Source organism: Amycolatopsis pretoriensis, from assembly GCF_900107925.1.
GTDB lineage: Bacteria > Actinomycetota > Actinomycetes > Mycobacteriales > Pseudonocardiaceae > Amycolatopsis > Amycolatopsis pretoriensis.
In genome coordinates, this window is sequence record NZ_FNUJ01000001.1 from 728,439 (window position 1) to 750,594 (window position 22,156).

Genomic DNA, 22,156 nt, shown 5'->3' on the forward strand with positions numbered 1-22,156 from the left:
TGGCTCTTCCTCCAGCTCAGCGCGAAGATTCGACGGCTGCCGGCACTTCCTGGGAGCGCATCCAGAAAGTCTTGACCTCGTGCTCACACGACTGCAATAGTCGGCACCATCCTCACCTTCGACGCGAATGTTCCGCGCCGCACTGTCGAAACGATTCGACGATTCCGGGAGGCCGTCCGTGCGCCAGTCCCCGCTCCGCCGCGTCCTCGTCCCGGTGGTGGCCGCCACCCTGCTGCTGGCCCCCGCGCCGGCGCTCGCGGCGCCGCCACCGCCGTTCCGCGACCCCGCCTTGCCGCTCGCGACGCGGATCGACGACCTGCTGTCGCGGCTGACCGCGGACGAGAAGATCTCGCTGCTGCACCAGTACGAGCCGGCCATCCCGCGGCTGGGCATCGGGGTGTTCAAGACGGGCACCGAAGCACTGCACGGCGTCGCCTGGTCGACCGACTATGACAACAACGGTGCCGTCGTCAAAGCCGACGGCACGGTGTTCCCGCAGGCCATCGGCCTCGCCTCGACGTGGGACCCGCCGCTGGTGAAGCAGGTCGGCACGGCCGTCGGGCAGGAAGCGCGCGGCTTCAACGCGCGCAACCCGACGCTGTGGGGCCTCAACCTGTGGGCGCCGGTGGTCAACCTGCTGCGCGACCCGCGCTGGGGCCGCAACGAGGAGGGCTACTCCGAGGACACGTACCTGACCGGTGCGCTCGCGACCGCCTACGGCCACGGCATCCAGGGCGACGACCCGCGTTACCTGCAGGCGGCCCCGACGCTGAAGCACTACCTCGCCTACAACAACGAGGTCAGCCGCGATACCAGCAACTCCTCGGTGCCGCCCAAGATCCTGCACGACTACGACGAGCAGGCGTTCAAGATCCCGCTGCGGGCCGGCGCGGCCAACGGCGTCATGCCTTCGTACAACCTGGTCAACGGGCGGCCCAACACCGTGAGCCCCGACCTCGGCGGCCTGCTGCGGAAGTGGGCGCCGCAGGACATCGCCGTCGTCAGCGACGCCGGTGCACCGTCCAACCTGGTCGATTCGGAGAAGTACTACGCCACCAAGGCCGAAGCCGACGCGGCGGCGATCAAGGCCGGGCTCGACAGCTTCACCGACAACGACACCAACGGCTCGATCACCGTCGAAGCGGTCAAGGAAGCGCTCTCTCGCAGGTTGCTGACGATGGCCGACGTCGAGCGCGCCGACCGGCACCTGCTGTCGCTGCGGTTCCGGCTCGGGGAGTTCGACCCGCCGGGCCGCAACCCGTACGCGAAGATCACCCCGGCGGTCATCAACTCCCCGGCGCACCAGGCGCTCGCCCGCAAGGTCGCCGACGAGCAGGTCGTCCTGCTGCGCAACGACGGCAACGCCCTCCCGCTCGACGCGGCGAAGAAGAAGGTGGCCGTCGTCGGGCCGTTGTCCGACACGCTGTACGAAGACTGGTACAGCGGCGCGATGCCGTACCGCGTCACGCCGAAGCAGGGCATCGAGGAGCGGCTCGGGGCGCCGGTCGCCTCGTCCGAAGGCGTCGACCGGATCGCGCTGAAGGACCTCGCCACCGGCCGCTACCTGACGGCGCCCGCCTCGCCCGGCAAGGTCACCGCGGGCGGGACCACCGCGGGGACGCCGGAGTCCTTCGACGTCTACGACTGGGGCGCGGGCAAGAACACCCTGCGTGCCGCCGCGAACGGCAAGTTCCTCGGCTACTCCGGTGGCGCGCTGGTGAACGACGTCGACCAGCCCACGGGCTGGTTCGTGCAGCAGCAGCTCAAGCTCGACCCGCAGCCCGACGGCAGTTACGTGCTCGAGTACGCGGGCAACGAGGTGACCGAGCCGTGGTTCGGCCCGAACCGCTTCGCCGCCGTCGGCGCCGACGGGGTCCTGACGATCTCGTCGCCGGACGCGGCGCACGCGACGAAGTTCGGCCGGGAGGTGCTCACCAGCGGCGTCGAGTCGGCGGTCGCGGCCGCGAGGGGCGCGGACACGGCGGTCGTGGTGGTCGGCAGCATGCCGTTCATCAACGGCCGGGAGGCGAACGACCGGACGAGCACCGCCCTGGCGCCGGCGCAGCGGGCGTTGATCGAGGCGGTTCGGAAGGCGAACCCGCACACGGTGGTCGTGGTGGAGAACAGCTACCCAACGACCGGCTGGGACACGCTGTCCGTGCCGGGGATCGTCTGGACGAGCCACGCCGGCCAGGAGACCGGGCACGCGGTCGCGGACGTGCTGTTCGGCGACGTGAACCCGAGCGGTCGGCTCACCCAGACCTGGTACGCGTCCGACGCGGGGCTGCCGAGCATCCTCGACTACGACATCGCGAAAACGGGGATGACGTACCAGTACTACCGGGGGAAGCCGTTGTACCCCTTCGGCTACGGGCTCGGTTACACGAACTTCCGGTACGGCGCGGTGCGCGCTTCCTTGGCCGGTTCGTCCGTGCGGGTCAGCCTCGACGTGACGAACACGGGGAGCCGCGCCGGGACCGACGTCGTCCAGCTGTACTCGAAGGCGTCGGGGGTACAGCGGTTGCGGGACTTCTCCCGCGTGACGCTTTCCCCGCACGAGACGCGGACGGTCCGGTTCTCCGTTCCCGTCGCCGACTTGGCTTCCTGGGACGTTTCCCGCGACCGATCCGTGGTGGCACAGGGCGTGTACGAGTTCGCCGTGGGCCGCGACGCGTCGGACCTGTCCTCGGCGCAGCCGGTGTTCGTGCCGGGGGAGCGGGCCGAGCCCCGCGACCTGAGCCGTCCGACGCAGGCGCAGAACTTCGACGACTACGCCGGGACGACGTTGACGGACACGTCGAAGACGTCGGGCACCTCGGTCGCGGCGGCGGCCGGGAGCTGGGTGGCGTACCGGAATGTCGCGCTGGACGGACCGGCGCGGTTCACGGCTTCGGTGTCCACTGTGGAGCCCGCGCGCGTCACGGTGCGGTTGGACTCACCGACCGGCCGGGTCCTGGGCACGGCGTCGGTGCCGTCCACGGGAGACCGGTACGCGTACACGACGGTGACGGCCGCACTGGCGAAGGCGACCGGCCGCCACGACGTCTACCTGACGTTCGACGGACCGGTGAACCTGGCGACGTTCTCCCTGCGGTGATCCGGGAGTCTCGATCAGACCGGGCGGGGAGAGGGAAAGCCGTCGACCTCGAGGTTGAGCAGACCCTCGCCGAGGATGTCGTCGAACGTGAAGCCGTGGCTGAGTGCGGCCGCCAGTCTCTCCTCCGCTTCGAGGGTCTTCGCGTCCTTGGCGGGAATTCTCGCTCTCCTGGTGTCCGCGTTGTTGAATACCGTCAGATGCAGCACGGATCCCGAGAAGTCGGCGTGGACGAGCTTGGCGCCCGAGAAGTCGGCGCCCACCAACATGGTGTCGCGAAATTTGCCTGAAACGATGTGAGCGTCGGTGAAGTCCGCGGAACAGGCGAAGCATTCGCTGAAGTTCGCGCGGGTCAGGTCCGCCTGGGTGAAGGTGCTGCAGTCGAGGTGGGCGTCTGTGAAGTCCACATCGGTGAGCTGCGCGTGGTCGAGCTTGACCCTGAGCAGGGAGGCGCCGGCCAGCCGACCTCCGGTGAGGTCGACGCCGCGGAGGTCCGCCCCCGTCGAGTTTCAGGGTGAACTTCTCCGCTCTCGCGGGCCTCGTGGCCAGGACGGTCATCGCGACTTGGATGTCCTCTTCCACTTCGGCCGGGAGTCCGGTCGGCGGAGTCCGGAGCCGGTGCGGTCGAGACCGCTGGACGCCAAGCCGGTCTTCCGACGGGCCGGGGGTCTTCGCGGTCGAATTGACCCGGACGAACGCCGCGAGGAGGCGGACCACTTTTTCGTGGTCGGCGGGGGATTCTCCGAGGATGTTCTGAAGGCTGTAGATCGCCCCGGTCCGCTCGTCGAGCTTGTCGGAGGACAGCTGGGTGATCGCCGTGCTGAACCGGCCGGAGAGCTGGCCCCTTCGGTTCATCACGTAGGTGCGAAGCGTAATGACGATGACCGCGAACCCCGTCGCGCCGGCGGCGGCGGACAGCAAGATCCGGCGGATGCTGTCGAGCGCGTCGAGGCGTGCCTTGGGATCCAGGTGGCGCAGGTCGTCGCCGCCGACCGCGATGGCGACCGGACCGATCAGCAGGATGACGAGGGCTACAGCGAGTAAGGCGGCCGAGGTGCCGGCGCTCCACCGCGCGATCGTCGACCGGCGAGCCGTCAGTGCCCGGCGCGCCCGCCGGAAGGAGCCAGGCAAAATCAGGATCCCGGTTTCCGGCCCACCCCGGCGTACGGCAGCGAGTTGATGGCGGGATCGTCGGACATGTCGCCGGCGCCCTCGGGTTTCCACATCGCGCAGCCGACCACGCCGGGCTCCACCACCTCGAAGCCGTCGAAGAAAGCCAGGACTTCGTCGTGCGTGCGGGGGACCGGCTGGTTCTGCTGGTCCTGGTTGCTCTTGTACACCTCGACCGCCTCGTCGAGCCGCCCGGCTTCGGAGTCCGCCGCGACGTGCGTGACCGCCAGGAAGCTGCCCGGCGCGAGGCGGTCGCGGTAGCGGGCCAGGATGCCCGCCGGGTCCCACGAATCCGGGACGAAGTGCAGCAGCAGCAACATGAACACGCCGACCGGCTGGTCCAGGTCCAGCAGTCCGGCCGCGCCCTCGAAGACGTCGTTGGCGTCGCGCAGGTCTGCCTGCAGCACCGCGCAGCGGTCGTTGTCCTGCAACAGCAGCCGGCTGTGCGCGACGGCCACCGGCTCGCGGTCGACGTACACCACGCGGCACGACGGGTCGGCCTGCTGGACGATCTCGTGCAGGTTGCCCGCGGTCGGGATGCCGGAGCCGATGTCGAGGAACTGCCGGACGCCCGAGGCGACCATGAACCGCGCCGCGCGGCGCAGGAACGCGCGGTTGAGGCGGGCCGCGTCGCGCACCCCCGGCATGATCTTGAGGATCTGCTCCCCGAGCGCGCGGTCGGCGGCGAAGTTGTGGTCGCCGTCGAGCCAGAAGTCGTACACCCGCGCCGGGTTCGGCACCGTGGTGTCGATCTCCGGCGGTACCCAGCTCAGCTCCCCGGTCACGGGACCTCCCACCCTCGCCTCAGAGAAGCCGGAGTGTAGCCCCCTCATCCGTTCGTGTGGACTCGCGTTCGACGCCACCCGCGCACCGCTAGGGTGTTCCGGTCGCGAGGAGACGAGGCCATGACGAACGTTCCCGGACGGTGGCCCGTGCTCGGCCACACGGTGCCCCTGCTGCGCGACCCGCTGAAGCTCTTCACTTCCCTTCCGGCGCACGGAGATGTCGTCGAACTCCGGCTCGGCCCGCTGCCGGTGCAGGTGGTCACGACGCCCGAGCTGGCCTGGCAGGTCCTGGCCACCGACGCCGACAAGTTCGACAAGGGCCTGGTCTTCGACAAGATGCGCCCGCTGTTCGGCGACGGGCTGGCCACCTCGAACGGCGAGCTCAACCGCCGTCAGCGCCGCCTGGTGATGCCCGCGTTCGGCCGGACGCGCATCGCGGGCTACGCCGACACCACGATCACCAAGCTGGCCGACGAGCTGACGAGCTCCTGGCGGCCCGGCGAAGTCGTCGAGTTCGACAAGCGGATGCAGGACCTCGTGCTCACCATCGCCGGCCAGACGCTCTTCTCGACCGCGCTCGGCGAAGAAGCACTCGCGGAAATCCAGCGGTCGATCCCGATCATGCTGAAATACGTGCTGATCCGGGCGTTCTCTCCGAAATTCGTGGAGAAACTGCCGATCCCCGCGAACCGGCGGTTCGACGCCGCGGCCGCGCGCCTGCGCGAAGTGATCGGCGAAACCGTGATCACCGCCCGGAAGGAGGGCGCCGACCACGGCGACCTGCTGTCGATGCTGCTGCTGGCTCGCGACGAGGACACCGGCGAGGGCATGTCCGACCGGCAGGTGCACGACGAGGTCATCACCATCCTCACCACCGGCGCCGAGACCACCGCCGTCGCGCTGGCCTGGTTCTTCCACGAGCTCGGGCAGCACCCGGAGGTCGAACGCCGCTTCCACGCGGAGGTCGACGACGTCCTCGGCGGGCGGCCCGCGACCTTCGAGGATCTGCCGGACCTTGTGTACACGCACCAGATCGTCAACGAGATCGTCCGCCGCACGCCGCCGCTGATCCTCATGCGCCGCGCCCGCGAGGACGTCGACCTGGGCGGGGTCACCGTCCGCACCGGCAGCGAGGTCGCCGTCAGCCAGCACACGCTGCACCGCGACCCGCGCTGGTTCCCGGACCCGGACCGGTTCGACCCGGACCGCTGGGCGCCCGGCGAGACCGCGGAACTGCCGAAGGGCGCGTACATCCCGTTCGGCGCCGGTGCGCGGCTGTGCCCGGGCCACGTGTTCGCGCCGACGGAGATCGGCATCGTCGCCGCCACGATCGGGGCGCGCTGGCGGCTGGTCCCGGTGCCGGGCAAGAAGGTCCGCGCGCAGCTCAAGGCCACCATGCAGCCCAACCGGCTGCCGATGACCCTGGTGCCGCGCGGGACCTGACGGTACTCATTCGGCTACCAGGTGTAGTGTTCCGGAGTTCCTTCACCTGTCCGAGAGGAAGAACAGCGTGAAGCTGCCCGTCAAGGTGACGTCGGCCTTGTTCGCCTGTGGTGTCCTGCTGGCCTCGCTGACCGCCGCGATGCCGGCCGAGGCCGCCGCGATCTCCTGCACCGACACGGATCTGCCGGTGAGCGGGCCCGGCCTGCCCCCGCTGGTGCCGGGCGCGCCGGCGATGGTGCACGGCCGGCTGTGCCTGCCGGCGGGCGACGCTCCCGACACCGTCCAGCTGCTCGTGCACGGCGGGACGTACAACAGCGCCTACTGGGACCTGCCGTACGAGCCGGCGCGGTACTCCTACCAGCGCGACATGGCCACGCACGGCTACGCGACCTTCGCCGCCGACCAGCTCGGCGCCGGGGGCAGCAGCCACCCGCTCAGCCTGCCGCTGTCGGTCTGGGCGGCGGCCGAGTCGATGCACGAGGTGGTCGGGCATCTGCGGGCCGGGCGCGTCGGCGGCGTGCCGTTCGCGAAGGTCGTCATCGTCGGGCACTCGGTCGGGTCCGGGGTGGTCGCGGTCGAGGCGTCGACCTACCACGACGTCGACGGCGTGGTCCTCACCGGCATCACGCACCTGCCCGCGCTGCCGGTGCTGGCGCTCGGCGCGGCGCTCGGCCTGCGGCCGGCGTTGCTCGACGGTCAGCTCGGCCGGCTGGGCAGCGATCCGCTGTACTTCACGACGAGGCCGGGTGCGCGGGCCGGGTTGTTCTACGCGGCCGGCGATTCCGACCCCGCGGTGATCGCCGCCGACGAAGCGACGAAGGACCAGGTTTCGGTGCCCGGGATGGGCACGGTCGCGCTGTTCGGGATCGTGCTCCCGGCGACGAAGGGAATTTCCGTACCGGTTTTCCAGGTGGTGGGGGAAAAGGACGTCCTTTTCTGCGGACTGCTCGCCCTGCGTGACTGCTCGGACTCCGCTGTGTTGCGCGCGCAGGAAGCACCGTATTACGCCGATCCGTCGAAACTGTCGATGTACGTCCTGCCGGGTGCCGGTCATTCCGTTGCGTTGCACGAAAACGCGGCCGCCTACCGCGACGCCACCCGGTCGTGGCTGCGGGACCGGCTGGCGATCGCTCCGCAGGGTTATCACTCGATTGGATGAATGCTGTTTCGTGCGTCGGACACAATTTCGCGCCAAGATATATCGGCTACCCGAACCGGAGTTTCACTGAACCCCAGGACAGGCTGAGGTGACTGCTCCTCATCACCGCGGTGACGAACCGCGGAAGAAGCCGTCGGCCGAACGCGCGGCGCGACGGCTCGGCACGCTCGCGCGCAAGTGGGGCTACCTGATCAGCACCACCGCCTACCTGCCGCACACACCAGAAGAGATCGAACGCGAGCTGGCGGTGCTGGTCGGCAGGGTGTTCGACGCGGTCGCGAGCGAACCGCCGGGCCTCGACGAAGCCGCCGCCGCGGGCGGCAAGCTCGTCGAACTGCGCTGTGTGGGCGTGGACAGCCTCCGCCGCACCCTGGAGGTGCTCGGCAAGGCGCTGCTGCGCGAGCCGGAACTGCGGCAGGTCGACGGGCTGGCCGAGCGGGTGGTGCTGGTGCTCGGCGCGCTCAGCTCGGGCTATGGCGAGATGCTGCGCGAAGACATCCAGAAGCGCCAGGAAGGCCTGAGCCGCGCGCTGCTGAAGGTCGAGCAGGAGACGCGGCAGAAGCAGATCATCACGCGCGCGCAGTTCGAGGAGGTCTTCGCCGGCTCCGCCAGTGGTGTCGCGCTGACCGAGCTGGACGGCCGGGTGCTGCGGGCCAACGCGGCGCTCGCCAAGACGCTCAACCGCACCCCGGCCGAGATCGCGTCGATGACGCTGTTCGACCTGGTGCACCCGGACGAGGTCGAGCAGCTGCGGGAGTCCTACGGCGAACTGGTCGCCGGGCGGCTGCACCGGCTGCGGGTCGGACGCCGGCTCGTCGGCCGGGACGGCGAACCGATGTGGGCGACCTTCGCCGCGTCGGTCGTGCGCGACGCCGTCGGTGCGCCCCGGCAGCTGATCACGATCGTCGACGACGACACCGAGGTGTCGCTGCTGCAGCGGCGGCTGTCCCACCAGGCCCTGCACGACGTGCTGACCGGGCTGCCGAACCGCCAGTTCTTCAGCACCCGCCTGGAAACCCTGCTGCGTGACGCCGACGCGTCCCGCGGCGTCACGCTGTTCCACCTCGACCTCGACGGCTTCTCGCAGATCACCGGCGGGCTCGGGCAGGACCTCGGGGACCGCGTCCTGCGCGGCGTCGCGGCGAAGCTCAAGACGGTGTTCGACGACGAGAAGGCGCTCGTGGCGCGCCTCGGCGGTGACGAGTTCGGCGTGCTGCTGCAGAACGCGGCCGAGACGCCGGGCGTGGTGACGCTCGTCCGGAAGATCACCCACGAGCTCGCGGAGCCGGAGTACGTCGACGGGCACCGCGGGGTCGCGGTGTCGGCCAGCATCGGCGTCGTCCACCGGCCGCCACGCGACATCACCCCGGCCGAGCTGCTGCGCGCGTCGGACCTGACGCTGCGCCGCGTCCAGCGGACCGGCAACCAGTGGGGCCTGTTCGACCGCGAGCTGGACCGCCGCGACCGGCACGACTTCGGCCTCGCCGCGGCCATGGCGGGCGCCTGGGAGAACGGCGAGATCGAGGTCGGGTACCGGCCGCTGGCGGACGCGCGGGACGGCGCGGTCCGGGGCGTCGAGGCGCGGTTGCGCTGGAACCACCCGGCCGAAGGCGTCCTGTCGCACGAGACGTGCGTGCGGCTGGCGGCGGAGACGGGCCTGGCACTGCCGCTGAGCACGTGGCTCCTGCGCACAGCCGCCGAGCGCGTCGTGGCGGCCGGTGTCACCGTGCCGCTCACCGTCGAGCTGGCCGCGCACCAGGCCGCCGACCCCGAGCTGGTCGGCGAGATCCGCGGCGTGCTGGAGTCCACCGGTCTCGAGCCGGACCGGCTGCGGCCCGGCTTCCCGATGGCGTCGCTGACCGCGGCGACCGGAGACGCGGCGGACAACCTCAAGGTGCTGGCCGAAATCGGGGTGAACGCGGAGATCCACGAATTCGCGGACGTCACGTGCCTGACGGAGTTCCCGGCCCGGGCGGTCCGCGTGGCGGCGCACGTCGTGGAGCGGCGCGAGCACCCGCTGGTGGAGCGCTCGCTGACGGCCTTGATCGACGCGGCCCACCTGGCCGGCGCCGAAGTCGCGGTCACCGGGATCGCGACGGAGGAGCAAGCCGGGTGGTGGCGCGAGCGCGGCGCGGACCGGCTGTCCGGGCCGCTGTTCGCCGCGCTGCCGGACGGACTGCCCTCCTGAGGGCTCAGATCCGGACCAGCACCTCGTCGAGGGACTTGCGCCGCAGGTCCGGCACCACGCAGTCGTCGGCCGGGTAGCCGACCGGGATCACCGCGAACGCCTTTTCGTTGCGGGGCCGGCCGAGCAGTTCGCCGAGGAACCGCATCGGCGACGGCGTGTGCGTCAACGCCGCCAGCCCGGCCACCTGCAGCGCCGTCAGCAGCATGCCGACCGCGATGCCCACCGACTCGTCGACGTAGTAGTGCTTGCGGACGCCGCCGTCGCCGTCGAGGGCGAACCGTTGCTGGAACACGACGATCAGGTACGGCGCGTCGGTCAGGTGCGGCTTCACCGCGTCCGTGCCCAGCGGCCGCAGCGCGTCGAGCCACGCTTCGCCGAGCCTGCCGTCGTAGGAGATCCGCTCCTCCGCCTCGGCGGCTTCGCGCAGGCGCCGGCGCACCTCGGGATCGGTGACGAGCACGAACGTCCACGGCTGCTGGTGCGCCCCGCTGGGCGCGGTGGAGGCGACCGCGATCGCGTCGAGCACCGCGCGTTCGGGCACCGGGTCGGGCGAGAACATCCGGACCGACCGCCGGGCCTCCATCCGCTGCCGCAGCGCGGCGGCTCGGGCGAGCGCTTCGTCGTCGGGCAGCCGGGTCGGGCGGTAGGGGACCGGGTGGAAGGTCATGCCGGGATTGTGGCTGGGGACACGCACGCGGCAGCAGGGCCGAACGTACGATTCGCGGAGTTAAGCGTCCGATATACGGACAGTAAGGTCATCCTTGCCTCGATTTTTGGGCCGAACGGAGCAAGGTAACTAGGCTTTTCGGTCCTGTCGCGCGAAGTGATCTCCTCATTACCCTCCAGTAGCAGACAGTGGTGCCGATCACAGTCGTTCCGGGAGGCTCTATGGCGTCGCGCGTCCGAGGACCCGGCTCCGAAGACCGGCGCGAACTGCGGCTCAGGCACATCGCCGGCTGCCTGTCCTGCACCCTCAAGTGCGGGTACTGCGGCCTGCCCGTCCGGCTCGAAGGGCGGAGTGACCACCCCGGCTACGGCGTGGTCGAAGAAGTCACCGGGGAACTGGTGCTGCTGCACCGGTTCTGCCGCGGCGCGCTCGGCCGGTGCGGGCCGCGGGGGTGCGTGCTGCGGCGCGCCCACCTCGGCCGCGCGACCGAGCAGTACGAAACCGGCCGCCGCCGTCCCGGGCGCTACCAGCGCCTCGGCGTCCGCCGGTCGCCCGACCTCGATCTGTACCGGAAACACTGGCGGGTCGCGAAGATGCGGTACGCGTGCAAGGCGTGCCGGTACTACACCGGCTCGCACTGAGCCGTTCCGTCCAGCACGTCACGGAGGACTCGTGCTCGTTCGTCTCATCCTCGGCCTGCTCATGACCGTCGTCGGCCTCGCCGTCGCCGGCAAGCGGGTGGCGTTCCTGTACCGGCTGATCAAGGCCGGCCAGCCGGACACCAAGCGGTCCGACGACCTGGGTGCCCGGCTCTTCGCGCAGGTGCGCGAAGTGTTCGGCCAGCGCAAGCTGCTGAAGTGGTCGGTGCCCGGCCTGGCGCACTTCTTCACGTTCTGGGGCTTCGTGATCCTCGCTTCGGTCTACCTCGAGGCGTACGGCGCGTTGTTCGACGAGCGGTTCGCGATCCCGTGGATCGGCCACTGGGCGGTGCTGGGCTTCCTGCAGGACTTCATCGCCGTCGCGGTGGCCGTCTCGCTGGGCGTGTTCACGATCATCCGGATCCGCAACGCCCCCGCCCGCAAGGACCGCGCGTCGCGCTTCTACGGCTCCCACACCAGCGGCGCCTGGCTGATCCTGATCATGATCTTCAACGTCGTGTGGACGATGTTCTTCTTCCGCGGCGCATCTTCGGCGTCCGGCAACTTCCCGTACGACAACGGCGCGTACGTCTCGCTCGGCGTCGGGAACCTCCTGGAACCGCTCGGGCACTCGACGACCGAGGTGCTCGAGACGGTCGGCCTGCTGCTGCACATCGGCGTCATGCTCGTGTTCCTGTCGATCGTGCTGTACTCCAAGCACCTGCACATCTTCGTGGCGCCGATCAACGTCTCGGCGAAGCGGCTGCCGGACGGGCTCGGCCCCCTGCTGCCGATGGAGTCCGGCGGCAAGCCGATCGACTTCGAGGACCCGGGCGAGGACGACACGTTCGGCCGCGGCAAGATCGGCGACTTCACCTGGAAGGGCATGCTCGACTTCGCCACGTGCACCGAGTGCGGCCGCTGCCAGTCGCAGTGCCCGGCGTGGAACACCGGGAAGCCGCTGTCGCCCAAGCTCGTCATCATGAACCTGCGCGACAACCTGTTCGAGGAGGCGCCGTACATCCTCGCGGGCACCGAGCACGAGGAGGCGCGCCCGCTGGTCGGCCCGGAGGCCGACGGCGGCGTCATCGACCCGGACGTCCTGTGGTCGTGCACCACGTGCGGCGCGTGCGTCGAGCAGTGCCCGGTGGACATCGAGCACGTCGACCACATCGTCGACATGCGCCGCTACCAGGTGATGATCGAGTCGGCGTTCCCGACCGAGCTGGGCGGGCTGTTCAAGAACCTGGAGACCAAGGGCAACCCGTGGGGCCAGAACAACTCCGAGCGGCTGGCCTGGACGAAGGATCTCGGTTTCGACGTCCCGGTGTTCGACGGTGAGCTCGCGGAAGACGTCGAATACGTCTACTGGGTCGGCTGCGCGGGAGCGTTCGACGACCAGGCGCGCAAGACGGTCCGCGCGACGGCGGAGCTGCTGCACATCGCCGGCCTCAAGTACGTGGTGCTGGGCAAGGAGGAGTCCTGCACGGGCGACCCGGCGCGGCGCGCGGGCAACGAGTTCCTGTTCCAGATGATGGCCCAGCAGACGGCGGAGACGTTGAACGCGGTGTTCGAGGGCCGCGAGCCGAGGCTGCGCAAGATCGTCACGACGTGCCCGCACTGCCTCAACACGCTGAGCCGCGAGTACCCGGACCTGGACGGGCACTACGAGGTGGTCCACCACACGCAGCTGCTGAACCGCCTGGTCCGCGGCGGTCAGTTGACCCCGGTGGCGCCGGTGGACGCCGGCCCCCGCGTGACTTACCACGACCCGTGCTACCTGGGGCGCCACAACAAGGTCTACACCCCGCCGCGCGAGCTGGTGGGCGCGACGGGAGCGACGCTGGAGGAGATGCCGAGGCACGCGGACCGCGCGCTGTGCTGCGGCGCGGGTGGCGCGCGCATGTGGATGGAGGAGCAGATCGGCAAGCGCATCAACCTGGAGCGCGTGGACGAAGCGATCGCAACCGACGCTTCGACCATCGTGACGGGGTGCCCGTTCTGCCGGGTGATGTTGACCGACGGGCTGGTGCAGCGGCAGAGCGAGCAGAAGGCGGAGAACGTCGACGTCCGCGATGTGGCTCAGTTGTTGTTGGAGCGGGTGAAAGCCCCGGAGGCGGCGCCCAAGCCCTGACGGAATCACCCGTTCGCCGCATATCTTCCCGCCTCGTCCCGGCTCTGTTCCGAGCCGGGACGAAGCGGGAGGGGCGATGGAACACCAAGCGACGATCGAGACCGTCGAGGGTGCCGTGACGCGGCTGGAGGTGCGGCGCGGCTCGTGGCTCGTCGGGCGTGCTCCCGAAGCGGACCTGAAGCTCTATTCGGACCGCGTGAGCCCGCGGCACGCCTGGCTCCGGCGCGACGCCCGCGGTACCTGGGTGTCCGAGGCCGGTTCCCGCGCCGGCACCCTCGTCAACGGCGAGCCCCTGGCGCCGGGGCGGGCGCGGCTGCTGCGGGACGGTGATCGCGTGTCCTTAGGGCCGATCACCACCGTCTACTCCGACCTCCGCGCGGCCGGTGACGAGCCCGTGTTCGCCTCCGTCCCCGCCGCCCGGAGCGGTGCGGTCGCGCTCGTCGCCGGGCCGGTTCTCTTCGTCGCCGGGTTCGGGGTCGGGGCCGCGCGGGTGCTCCGGCACCTCGACGCCGGCCCCGAGATCGGCGTCGGCCTGCTCGTGGCCGGGTTGGTGCTGTCGGCGCTCGGACTGGCGCGGGCGCGCCGGCGGAACGCGCGCCCGCGCCGGCCGTCAGCTGTCCACAGTGGAAGCGACCACAGTGGACGGTGATGGCGTCACCGGGAGCCGGCTGCCGAGTTCGGCGGTCGGTACCCGGTACGTCTCCCGGGCCGTTGCCGCGGCCACCGCCGCCACCACGCAGACCGCCGCCGTGAAGATCGCGACGCCCAGCCAGTCCTCCTTGGCTGAGCCGATCGCCGCCACTACGCTCGGTGCGAAACCCGCCACCGCGAAGCCGATCTGGGTGCCGATCGCCATGCCCGACGGGCGGACGCGGGCGGTGAACATCTCGCCGTAGAGCGACGGCCAGACACCGTTGACCCCGGAGTACGCCACCCCGAAGAGCACGATGCCCAGCACGAACACCAGCGCGTACGAACCGATCGATATCGACCACAGGTACGGGAAGATCAGCACCCCGCACAGCAGGCACCCGGTGATGAACACCGGCTTGCGCCCGACGCGGTCGGCGAGCCCGGCCAGCAGGGGGATCGCCGCCAGTGCCACGACGTTCGCGAGCACGCCGACCCACAGCATCGGCGTGCGGGCCAGCCCGATCGTGTTGACCGCGTAGCTCAGCGCGTACACCGTGAAGATCGTGCTCACCGACGCGATCGTCGCCGCGACGACCACGCGCAGCACGTCCGCCCAGTGGTGGCGGAAGAGCACCGCGACCGGCAGCTTCGCGACCTCGGTGCGTTCGAACACCGGCGTCTCGTCGAGCTTGCGGCGGATGACGAACCCGACCACCACGACCGCCGCGCTGCACCAGAACGGCACCCGCCAGCCCCACGTCAGCAGGTCGCTCTGGGGGAGCGCGGCGACCGGCAGGAAGATCGCCGTCGCCAGGATCTGGCCGGCTTGCGTGCCGCTCAGGGTGAAGCTGGTGAAGTACGCGCGCCGCCGTTCCGGGGCGTGTTCGAGCGACATCGAGTTCGCGCCCGCCTGCTCGCCGGACGCGGAAAGTCCTTGCAGCAGGCGGAGAACGACGAGCAGGATCGGCGCGAGCACGCCCACGGACCCGTAGGTCGGCAGGCAGCCGACGGCGAACGTCGCCACGCCCATCAGCAGCAGCGTGAACACCAGGACGCGCTTGCGGCCGAAGCGGTCGCCGACGTGGCCGAGGATGAAGGCCCCGACCGGCCGGGCCAGGTAGCCGACGCCGAAGGTGGCCAGGGCCAGCAGGGTGCCGGTCGCGGGGGAGGAGGCGGGGAAGAAGACCTTGTTGAACACCAGTGCGGCGGCGGTCCCGTAGATGAAGAAGTCGTAGTACTCGAGCGCGCTGCCGATCCAGGCGGCCAGCGCCGCCTTGCGGGGCATCGATCCGGTCACGGGGATGAGCTCCTGACGTCCGTGCTTCGTTGCTCAGAGTCGGCGGGAAGCAATGTACGGTCTAGTTAGTTAATAGAGAGTGCGAGACCGGACCCCGGGTGTCAAGAGGGGGATTTCAGGCGGTGAGGTAGTCGATCACCAGGTCGCCGAGCATCTTCCGGTAGTGCTCGCGCCGGGCCGGGTCGAGCATGTCGCGGCCGAAGATCGCCTGGAACGTGTGGCGGTTCGCCAGCCGGAACACGCAGAAGGAACTGATGATCATGTGGACGTCGAGCGCGTCGACGTCTTCCCGGAAGCGGCCGGCCGCGCGGCCGCGCTGCAGGACCACCGTCAGCCCGCCCAGCGCCGGGTCGGCCAGGCCGGCCAGGATCTCCGACTGCGCCAGGTGCTCCGCGTTGTGGATGTTCTCGATGCTGACCAGCCGGATGAAGTCCGGGTTCGCCTCGTGGTGGTCGAACGTCAGCGCGGCCAGCTGCCGCAGCGCGTCCTCGGGGTCGAGGTGCCGGACGTCGAGCTGCCGCTCCAGCGAGCGGATCGTCGAGTACGCCTTCTCCAGCACCGCGATGTAGAGCTGTTCCTTGCCGCCGAAGTAGTAGTAGATCATCCGCTTGGTCGTGCTCGTGCGGGCGGCGATCTCGTCGACGCGGGCGCCGGTGTAGCCCTTGTCCGCGAACTCCCGCGTGGCCACCGCGAGGATGTCGGCGCGCGTGCGGTCCTTGTCGCGCTGGCGCTCGGCCTCCGACGATGGTGCGGCCACCGGGCTCCTTCCGCTGCAGGTCGACGGCCCCACTCTAGCCCAGCCCTTCCCCTGGACCGCTCGCCGCGCTACCGTGAACGTACTAGTTCGTACATTAATCCGGAGGGCGTCCGCGTGACCAGCTACCTGATCGGACTCGTCGGCACCGGCATCGGGCCGTCCGCCAGCCCGGCCCTGCACGAACGCGAGGCCGACGAGCTCGGCCTCCGCTACGTCTACCGCCTGCTGGACCTCGACGCGCTGCGCCGCCCGGTCGCCGACGTCCTCGCCGCCGCCCGGCTCGCCGGCTTCGACGGGCTCAACGTCACGCACCCGGCCAAGCAGCTGGTGTGCGAGCACCTCGACGAGCTGTCCCCCGAAGCCGCCGCGCTCGGCGCGGTCAACACCGTCGTCTTCGACCGCGGCCGCGCGATCGGGCACAACACCGACGCGACCGGTTTCGCCCGCAGCCTCACCCGGGGCCTGCCGGACGTCCGGATGGACGAGGTCGTCCTGCTGGGCGCCGGGGGAGCGGGCGCCGCGGTCGCGCACGCGCTGCTGTCCCTGGGCACCGGCCGGCTCACGGTCCACGACGTCGACCGCGAGCGTGCCGCGAAGCTCGTCGACGCGCTGCGAGCGCGGTTCGGTGCCGGACGCGCGGAACCCGGCGGCCTCGACGCCGTCCACCGCGCCGACGGCCTGGTGCACGCGACCCCGACCGGGATGGCCGCCCACCCCGGCTCGCCGCTGCCGGCCGGGTACCTGCGGCCTGGGCTGTGGGTCGCCGACATCGTCTACCGTCCGCTGGAGACCGCGCTGCTGGCCGACGCCCGCGCCCGCGGCTGCCGCGTGCTGCACGGCGGCGGCATGGTCGTGCTGCAGGCCGCCGAGTCGTTCCGGCTGTTCACCGGCGTCGAGCCGGACCCGGCGCGGATGCTGCGCCACTTCGACGCCCTCGAAGGGGAGGCCGCCCGTGCCGCCTGAACTGCGTACCGCGATCGCCACCGTCTGCCTCTCCGGAACCCTCGAGGACAAGCTCGCCGCGGCGGCCGCGGCCGGGTTCGACGGCGTCGAGCTGTTCGAGAACGACCTGGTCGTCTCGCCGTCGAGCCCGGCCGAAATCCGCCGCCGCTGCGCGGACCTCGGCCTCTCGATCGACCTCTACCAGCCGTTCCGCGACTTCGAGGCGGTCCCGCCGGACGTCTACGCGGCCAACCTCCGCCGCGCCCGGCGCAAGTTCGACGTCATGGCCGAACTCGGCGCCGACACGGTGCTGGTCTGCTCGTCCGTCTCGCCGGACGCGATCGACGACGACGAGCTCGCCGCCGAACAGCTGCACGCGCTCTCCGAGCAAGCGGCCGAGCGAGGACTGCGGATCGCGTACGAAGCGCTGGCCTGGGGCCGCCACGTCAGCGGCTACGAACACGCTTGGCGCATCGTGCGCCGCGCCGCGCACCCCGCCCTCGGCGTGTGCCTGGACAGCTTCCACATCCTGTCGAAGGGCCACGACCCGGCGCCGATCCGCGCGATCCCCGGCGACAAGATCTTCTTCCTGCAGCTCGCCGACGCACCCGAGCTGCCGATGGACGTCCTGCCGTGGAGCCGTCACCACCGGCTCTTCCCCGGTCAGGGCGACTTCGACCTGACGGCGTTCACCGGGCACGTCCTGGCCGCGGGCTACCGCGGCCCGCTGTCCCTGGAGGTCTTCAACGACGTCTACCGGCAGGCCGACCCGCGCCCCGCCGCGGTCGACGCCATGCGGTCGCTGCTGGCGCTGCAGGATTCGCTCGGCGTCCTCGACGTCCCGCCCGCGCCGGCGCTGACCGGCCACGCGTTCGCCGAGGTCGTCACCGACCCGGGCGCGGGCCGGATCCTGGCGTCGCTGGGCTTCGCGCGCACCGGAATCCACCGGACCAAGCCGGTCGAGCTGTGGGAGCAGGGTGAAGCCCGGGTGGTGGTCAACGAGGGCGGCGCGGCCCACGGCGCCGTCGGCGCGGTGGCGCTGGCCAGCACCGATCCGGCGCGCTCGGCCCGCCGGGCGGAGGTCCTGCTCGCGGCGGTCCTGCCGCGGGTGCGCGGCCCGCGCGAAGCCGACCTGGCGTCGGTCGCGGCCCCGGACGGCACCCAGGTCTTCCTCTGCGGCGACGACTGGCGCGACGACTTCGTGCACACCGGCGAAACGGTGGCCGGCGCGGGGATCCTCGGAATCGATCACGTGGCGCTCACCCAGCCCTTCGACCACTTCGACGAGGCGGCGCTGTTCTACCGTTCGGTGTTCGGGCTGACGCCGTCGCCGGTGGCCGAGTTCGCGGCCCCGTTCGGGCTGGTGCGCAGCCGTGCGGTGGCGGCGGGGGAGGTCCGGCTGACGCTGGACAGCGCCCTGGTCCGCCGCGGCGAATGGGCGCCGGCGGTCCCCGAACCGCAGCACGTCGCGTTCGCCTGCGCGGACGCGCTCGCGGCGGCCGCGGCGATGCGGGCCGCGGGCGCACCGCTGCTGGACGTCCCGGCCAACTACTACGACGACCTCGACGCCCGCCTGGATCTGCCGGCCGAGCGGCTGGCCGGGCTGCGGGAGCACTCGGTCCTCTACGACCGCGACGCCCACGGCGAGTTCCTGCACTTCTACACGGCGCTGGCCGGGGCGCGGGTGTTCTTCGAGGTCGTGCAGCGGATCGGCGGGTACCGCGGGTACGGCGTGGTCAACGCCCCGGTGCGGATGGCCGCCCACCGCGCGCGCCGGGACGCGAGAGCGCCCGCCCCACCGGCCAAAACCACTTCACGCGCGTGACCGCCGCCCCGGGAAGCCTTTCCCGGGGCGGTTTTCGTCGCGCGGCCCACGAGCGGCCGCGCGGCTTTCCGCTGTCCTGCGGTGAAAAACGGCCCGGACACCTTCCTATCAGGACGACTTCCGCCGCCCGTTCGTCAGTTCCCGGTAACCATCCGGCTACTGCGCGTACAACTCCCCGGTGCGTTTACAACGTTCCGGCAACCGCCTTGACACCGCCTGTGGTACGTACCACTCTAACCCCAACATTGGTCTACACCATTTGGGGCGCTCGGCCGCGGTTGGCCGGGCAGGGAAAGGACGGCATCGAGTGAAACGCTGGCTCAAGCTGGCGGCGGGCGCCGCCGCATTCACGCTCGCGACCGCAGGCTGCGCGGGCTCCAGCGGAACCGACACGGCCGCTTCGTCGAGCGGCGCTCCCGCGCAGCTCAGCGGCGACGTCACGGTCTGGCTGATGACGGGGTCCGCGCCGGCCACGCTGACCGACGCGCTCAACAAGGAGTTCGAGGCCGCGCACCCCGGCGTCAAGGTCAAGTACGAAGTCCAGCAGTGGGACGGCATCCAGCAGAAGCTGACCACCGCGCTGGCCAGTGGCGCCCCGCCGGACGTCATCGAAATCGGCAACACGCAGACCGCGTCCTTCGCCGCGCAGGACGGCGTGCTGACCGACCTGACCGCGGACAAGGACAGCTTCAACGGCGCGCAGTGGCTGAAGGGCCTCGCCGACTCGGGCACCTACGACGGCAAGGTCTACGGCGTCCCGTTCTACGCGGCCAACCGCGAGGTCATCTACCGCAAGGACATGTTCGAGCAGGCCGGCATCGCCAAGCCGCCGACGTCGAACGACGAGTGGGTCGACGCGATCACCAAGCTGAAGACGAAGTTCGGCTCCGACCCCGACTTCCAGGCGCTCTACATGCCGGGTCAGAACTGGTACGCGCTGCTGTCGTTCATCTGGGACAACGGCGGTGACATCGCCCAGCCCGACGGCAAGAACTTCAAGGCGACGCTGGACAGCGCCGGCGCGAAGGCGGGCCTCGACTTCTACAAGAAGCTCGTCGACACCTCCGGCACCAAGGCCCCGAAGGACGCCGACGAGGCCAAGCCGCAGCAGGCGACCGTGTACGGCGCCGGCAAGGTGGCCATGATGATCGGCCTCCCGTGGGAGCTCGCGACCGCGGCCAAGACCGACGCGAGCCTGACCGGCAAGACCGGCGCCTTCGCGATCCCGAGCAAGAACGCGGGCCAGGCCGCCCCGGTCTTCCTGGGCGGCTCCAACCTGGCGATCCCGGCCAACAGCAAGAACGCCGCCGCGGCCAAGGAGTACATCAAGCTGCTCTCCAGCCCGAAGTACCAGAGCCAGCTCGCCGCCGCCGGCGTGGTGCCCGGCACGTCGACCGACCTCACCGGCCTGGACAAGGACCCGCTGGGCAGCGTGATGGCGAAGGCTTCGGCCAACGGCAAGGCCGTGCCGGCCAGCCCGAAGTGGGGTGACGTGGAGTCCGGCCAGAACCCGGTCAAGGACATGCTGACCGCGTACCTGACCGGCAAGAAGACGCTCGACCAGGCGACCGCCGACGCCAACGCAGCGCTGAACAAGCTCATCGGCGGATGACAGCGACCGCGAATGTGACGATGCCGGCGGGGGCGACCCCGCCGGCATCGCCGCGCGACGCGCGGGCCGAGAAGCGCAGGCGGGGCCGGTTCGGCGACCGGGTGCTCCCGTACCTGCTGCTCCTCCCCGCTCTCGTGGCGATCCTCGTGCTGCTCGCCTGGCCGCTGGTCCAGGTGCTCGCGATCAGCTTCCGCAAGCTCGACATCGGCCAGCTCATCTCCGGCAAGACGATCTGGATCGGCCTCGACAACTACACGAACACGCTCTCGGACCCCGAGTTCTGGACGATCACGGTCCGGACGCTCGTCTTCACGGCGGCGATCGTGGCCGCCACCATCCTCGGTGGCCTGCTGCTCTCGGTGCTCATGCGCCACCTCGACCCGGTCGTGCGGATCATCCTGCAGGTGACGCTCGTGCTGGCCTGGGCGACCCCGGTGATCGCGACGACCACGGTGTTCCAGTGGATCTTCGACGAGCAGTACGGCATCCTCAACAAGACCCTCGACCGGCTCGGGTTCCACAGCTTCATCGGGTTCTCCTGGTTCTCCAGCGGACCCAGCACGCTGACCGTGATCGGGCTGCTCATCGTGTGGCAGGCCGTGCCGTTCGTGACGTTCTCGCTGTACGCGGGCCTGATCGGCGTGCCGCGCGAGCAGTACGAGGCCGCCGGCATCGACGGCGCCAGCGGGTGGCAGACGTTCCGCGCGGTCACCTGGCCCGCGATCCGGCCGATCACCACGATGGTGACCTTCCTGTCGGTGCTGTGGGACTTCAACGCGTTCGCCCAGATCTGGGCGATCCGCGAGGGCGGCCCGGACGGCGGGAGCACCACGCTGGCCGTCGTGCTCTACCTCAAGGGCATCGCGGGCAACCACTTCGGCGCGGCGGGCGCGATCGCGACCCTGATGCTGATCGTGCTGGCGCTCATCACCGGCCGGTACATCCAGCTGCTGGTCCGGACCCCGGAAGGTGATCTGAAGTGAGGAAACCGCTGTCGCAGCGGATCGTGCTGTCGGTCGTCGGCGTCATCGTGGCGCTGCTGATCGTCTTCCCGACGTACTGGATGTTCGTCACGTCGCTGCGCACGCCCGGCGAGATCCTCTCGCCCAAGTACGACCTCATCCCGACGTCGTTCTCGTTCGGCAACTTCGCCACCGCGCTCGGCAAGGACAACTTCCCGGTCTACCTGATGAACAGCCTGATCGTCACGGTCGGGTCGGTGCTGTGCGCGCTGGTCGCCGGGACGCTGGCGGCCATCCCGCTCTCGCGGCTGCGCTTCACCGGCCGCAAGGGCTTCCTGGTCCTGGTCATGGTGGCGCAGCTGGCGCCGGTGTCGGCCCTGTTCATCCCGCTGTTCCTGCTGATGCGGGACGCCGGGCTGCTCAACACGCTGCCGTCGCTGCTGCTGATCTACTTCGCGACCACGCTGCCGTTCACGGTCTGGATGCTCTACGGGTTCGTCAACGGGATCCCGTACGAGCTGGAGGAGGCCGCGATGATCGACGGCTGCAGCCAGACCGGCGCGTTCCGCCGGGTGACGCTGCCGCTGCTCGGCCCGGGCCTGGTCACCACCTCGGTGTTCAGCTTCATCACAGCGTGGAACGAGTACCTGTTCGCGCTGGTCTTCATCCGGGACAAGCAGAAGGAGACGCTGCCGGTGTGGCTGGCGTCGTTCCGCACGGCGTTCGCGACCGACTGGGGTGGCGTCATGGCCGCGTCGGTCATCTACGCGGTCCCGGCGCTGGTGTTCTTCCTGATCGTGCAGCGCAAGCTCGTGGCCGGCGTGGCCGCCGGCGCGGTGAAGGGGTAGCC

At 70.5% G+C, this 22,156-nt stretch carries 18 protein-coding genes and 1 pseudogene; 13 read left to right on the plus strand and 6 right to left on the minus strand.

Features of this window, described 5'->3' with window-relative positions:
- Positions 1 to 178 precede the first annotated feature (178 nt).
- Entirely contained in the window at positions 179 to 3,097 is a 2,919-nt protein-coding gene (locus BLV96_RS03575) for a glycoside hydrolase family 3 protein (RefSeq protein ID WP_086674752.1), read from the plus strand.
- A 14-nt stretch (positions 3,098 to 3,111) separates the two neighbouring features.
- Here BLV96_RS03575 and BLV96_RS51165 read toward each other — a convergent pair whose 3' ends face one another.
- On the minus strand, positions 3,112 to 3,363 hold the full coding sequence (locus BLV96_RS51165; protein ID WP_279627524.1) for a pentapeptide repeat-containing protein: 252 nt from the start codon (positions 3,361 to 3,363) through the stop codon (positions 3,112 to 3,114).
- Between the two features lie 45 nt (positions 3,364 to 3,408).
- Positions 3,409 to 3,585: pseudogene (locus BLV96_RS51170) on the minus strand (pentapeptide repeat-containing protein); the annotation flags it as partial.
- Positions 3,586 to 3,658: 73 nt separating this feature from the next.
- On the opposite strand from BLV96_RS51170, the gene BLV96_RS03585 reads away from it, so the two are divergent.
- The gene (locus BLV96_RS03585) at positions 3,659 to 4,138 is read left to right on the plus strand and encodes a hypothetical protein (RefSeq protein ID WP_086674750.1); all 480 of its coding nucleotides are present in this window, start codon (positions 3,659 to 3,661) and stop codon (positions 4,136 to 4,138) included.
- An 89-nt stretch (positions 4,139 to 4,227) separates the two neighbouring features.
- Here the strand turns inward: BLV96_RS03585 and BLV96_RS03590 are convergent, their stop codons facing one another.
- Positions 4,228 to 5,049: an SAM-dependent methyltransferase gene (locus BLV96_RS03590; protein ID WP_086674749.1), complete on the minus strand. Its 822-nt coding sequence runs from the start codon at positions 5,047 to 5,049 to the stop codon at positions 4,228 to 4,230.
- A 120-nt stretch (positions 5,050 to 5,169) separates the two neighbouring features.
- On the opposite strand from BLV96_RS03590, the gene BLV96_RS03595 reads away from it, so the two are divergent.
- The 3 genes from BLV96_RS03595 (at position 5,170) to BLV96_RS03605 (ending at position 9,839) form a co-directional block, all read left to right on the plus strand.
- Positions 5,170 to 6,492, plus strand: a complete 1,323-nt coding sequence (locus BLV96_RS03595; protein ID WP_086674748.1) for a cytochrome P450 — start codon at positions 5,170 to 5,172, stop codon at positions 6,490 to 6,492.
- Between the two features lie 67 nt (positions 6,493 to 6,559).
- Positions 6,560 to 7,651, plus strand: coding sequence for an alpha/beta hydrolase (locus BLV96_RS03600; RefSeq protein WP_086674747.1), 1,092 nt, complete (start codon positions 6,560 to 6,562; stop codon positions 7,649 to 7,651).
- 88 nt (positions 7,652 to 7,739) lie between these two features.
- Positions 7,740 to 9,839 carry a putative bifunctional diguanylate cyclase/phosphodiesterase gene (locus BLV96_RS03605; protein WP_086674746.1) on the plus strand — a complete coding sequence of 700 codons (2,100 nt, stop codon included), beginning with the start codon at positions 7,740 to 7,742 and terminating at the stop codon, positions 9,837 to 9,839.
- A gap of 4 nt (positions 9,840 to 9,843) precedes the next feature.
- On the opposite strand, the gene BLV96_RS03610 is transcribed toward BLV96_RS03605, so the two are convergent.
- Positions 9,844 to 10,506, minus strand: coding sequence for a nitroreductase family protein (locus BLV96_RS03610; protein WP_086674745.1), 663 nt, complete (start codon positions 10,504 to 10,506; stop codon positions 9,844 to 9,846).
- A 221-nt stretch (positions 10,507 to 10,727) separates the two neighbouring features.
- Between BLV96_RS03610 and BLV96_RS03615 the strand changes: the two genes are divergently transcribed.
- From BLV96_RS03615 to BLV96_RS03625, 3 genes are all read left to right on the plus strand, one after another.
- Positions 10,728 to 11,147: a hypothetical protein gene (locus BLV96_RS03615; RefSeq protein ID WP_086674744.1), complete on the plus strand. Its 420-nt coding sequence runs from the start codon at positions 10,728 to 10,730 to the stop codon at positions 11,145 to 11,147.
- A 31-nt stretch (positions 11,148 to 11,178) separates the two neighbouring features.
- On the plus strand, positions 11,179 to 13,278 hold the full coding sequence (locus BLV96_RS03620; protein WP_086674743.1) for a (Fe-S)-binding protein: 2,100 nt from the start codon (positions 11,179 to 11,181) through the stop codon (positions 13,276 to 13,278).
- Between the two features lie 76 nt (positions 13,279 to 13,354).
- Complete coding sequence (locus tag BLV96_RS03625; protein WP_086674742.1) at positions 13,355 to 13,927, plus strand: FHA domain-containing protein; 573 nt, start codon at positions 13,355 to 13,357, stop codon at positions 13,925 to 13,927.
- On the opposite strand, the gene BLV96_RS03630 is transcribed toward BLV96_RS03625, so the two are convergent.
- Together BLV96_RS03630 and BLV96_RS03635 are read right to left on the minus strand one after the other, a co-directional pair.
- Complete coding sequence (locus tag BLV96_RS03630; protein ID WP_086674741.1) at positions 13,889 to 15,208, minus strand: MFS transporter; 1,320 nt, start codon at positions 15,206 to 15,208, stop codon at positions 13,889 to 13,891. The genes BLV96_RS03625 and BLV96_RS03630 overlap by 39 nt on opposite strands.
- A gap of 115 nt (positions 15,209 to 15,323) precedes the next feature.
- Complete coding sequence (locus BLV96_RS03635; RefSeq protein ID WP_086674740.1) at positions 15,324 to 15,965, minus strand: TetR/AcrR family transcriptional regulator; 642 nt, start codon at positions 15,963 to 15,965, stop codon at positions 15,324 to 15,326.
- Between the two features lie 114 nt (positions 15,966 to 16,079).
- Here BLV96_RS03635 and BLV96_RS03640 point away from each other — a divergent pair, with 114 nt between their 5' ends.
- The 5 genes from BLV96_RS03640 (at position 16,080) to BLV96_RS03660 (ending at position 22,154) form a co-directional block, all read left to right on the plus strand.
- Entirely contained in the window at positions 16,080 to 16,928 is an 849-nt protein-coding gene (locus tag BLV96_RS03640; protein WP_086674739.1) for a shikimate dehydrogenase, read from the plus strand.
- Positions 16,918 to 18,732, plus strand: a complete 1,815-nt coding sequence (locus tag BLV96_RS03645; RefSeq protein ID WP_086674738.1) for a sugar phosphate isomerase/epimerase and 4-hydroxyphenylpyruvate domain-containing protein — start codon at positions 16,918 to 16,920, stop codon at positions 18,730 to 18,732. The genes BLV96_RS03640 and BLV96_RS03645 overlap by 11 nt, the downstream gene beginning before the upstream one ends.
- A 307-nt stretch (positions 18,733 to 19,039) precedes the next feature.
- Entirely contained in the window at positions 19,040 to 20,344 is a 1,305-nt protein-coding gene (locus BLV96_RS03650) for a sugar ABC transporter substrate-binding protein (RefSeq protein ID WP_086674737.1), read from the plus strand.
- Positions 20,341 to 21,327 (plus strand): carbohydrate ABC transporter permease, encoded by a 987-nt coding sequence (locus BLV96_RS03655; protein WP_086674736.1) that lies wholly within the window; start codon positions 20,341 to 20,343, stop codon positions 21,325 to 21,327. The genes BLV96_RS03650 and BLV96_RS03655 overlap by 4 nt, the downstream gene beginning before the upstream one ends.
- Positions 21,324 to 22,154: a carbohydrate ABC transporter permease gene (locus tag BLV96_RS03660; RefSeq protein WP_086674735.1), complete on the plus strand. Its 831-nt coding sequence runs from the start codon at positions 21,324 to 21,326 to the stop codon at positions 22,152 to 22,154. The genes BLV96_RS03655 and BLV96_RS03660 overlap by 4 nt, the downstream gene beginning before the upstream one ends.
- Positions 22,155 to 22,156: the final 2 nt, after the last annotated feature.

Excerpts from the sequence above, each read along its gene's own strand:
- BLV96_RS03610 (WP_086674745.1), bottom strand. The coding sequence starts at position 10,506 with ATGACCTTCCACCCGGTCCCCTACCGCCCGACCCGGCTGCCCGACGAC.
- BLV96_RS03595 (WP_086674748.1), top strand. The coding sequence starts at position 5,170 with ATGACGAACGTTCCCGGACGGTGGCCCGTGCTCGGCCACACGGTGCCC.
- BLV96_RS03655 (WP_086674736.1), top strand. The coding sequence starts at position 20,341 with ATGACAGCGACCGCGAATGTGACGATGCCGGCGGGGGCGACCCCGCCG.
- BLV96_RS51165 (WP_279627524.1), bottom strand. The coding sequence starts at position 3,363 with ATGTTGGTGGGCGCCGACTTCTCGGGCGCCAAGCTCGTCCACGCCGAC.
- BLV96_RS03615 (WP_086674744.1), top strand. The coding sequence starts at position 10,728 with ATGGCGTCGCGCGTCCGAGGACCCGGCTCCGAAGACCGGCGCGAACTG.
- BLV96_RS03625 (WP_086674742.1), top strand. The coding sequence starts at position 13,355 with ATGGAACACCAAGCGACGATCGAGACCGTCGAGGGTGCCGTGACGCGG.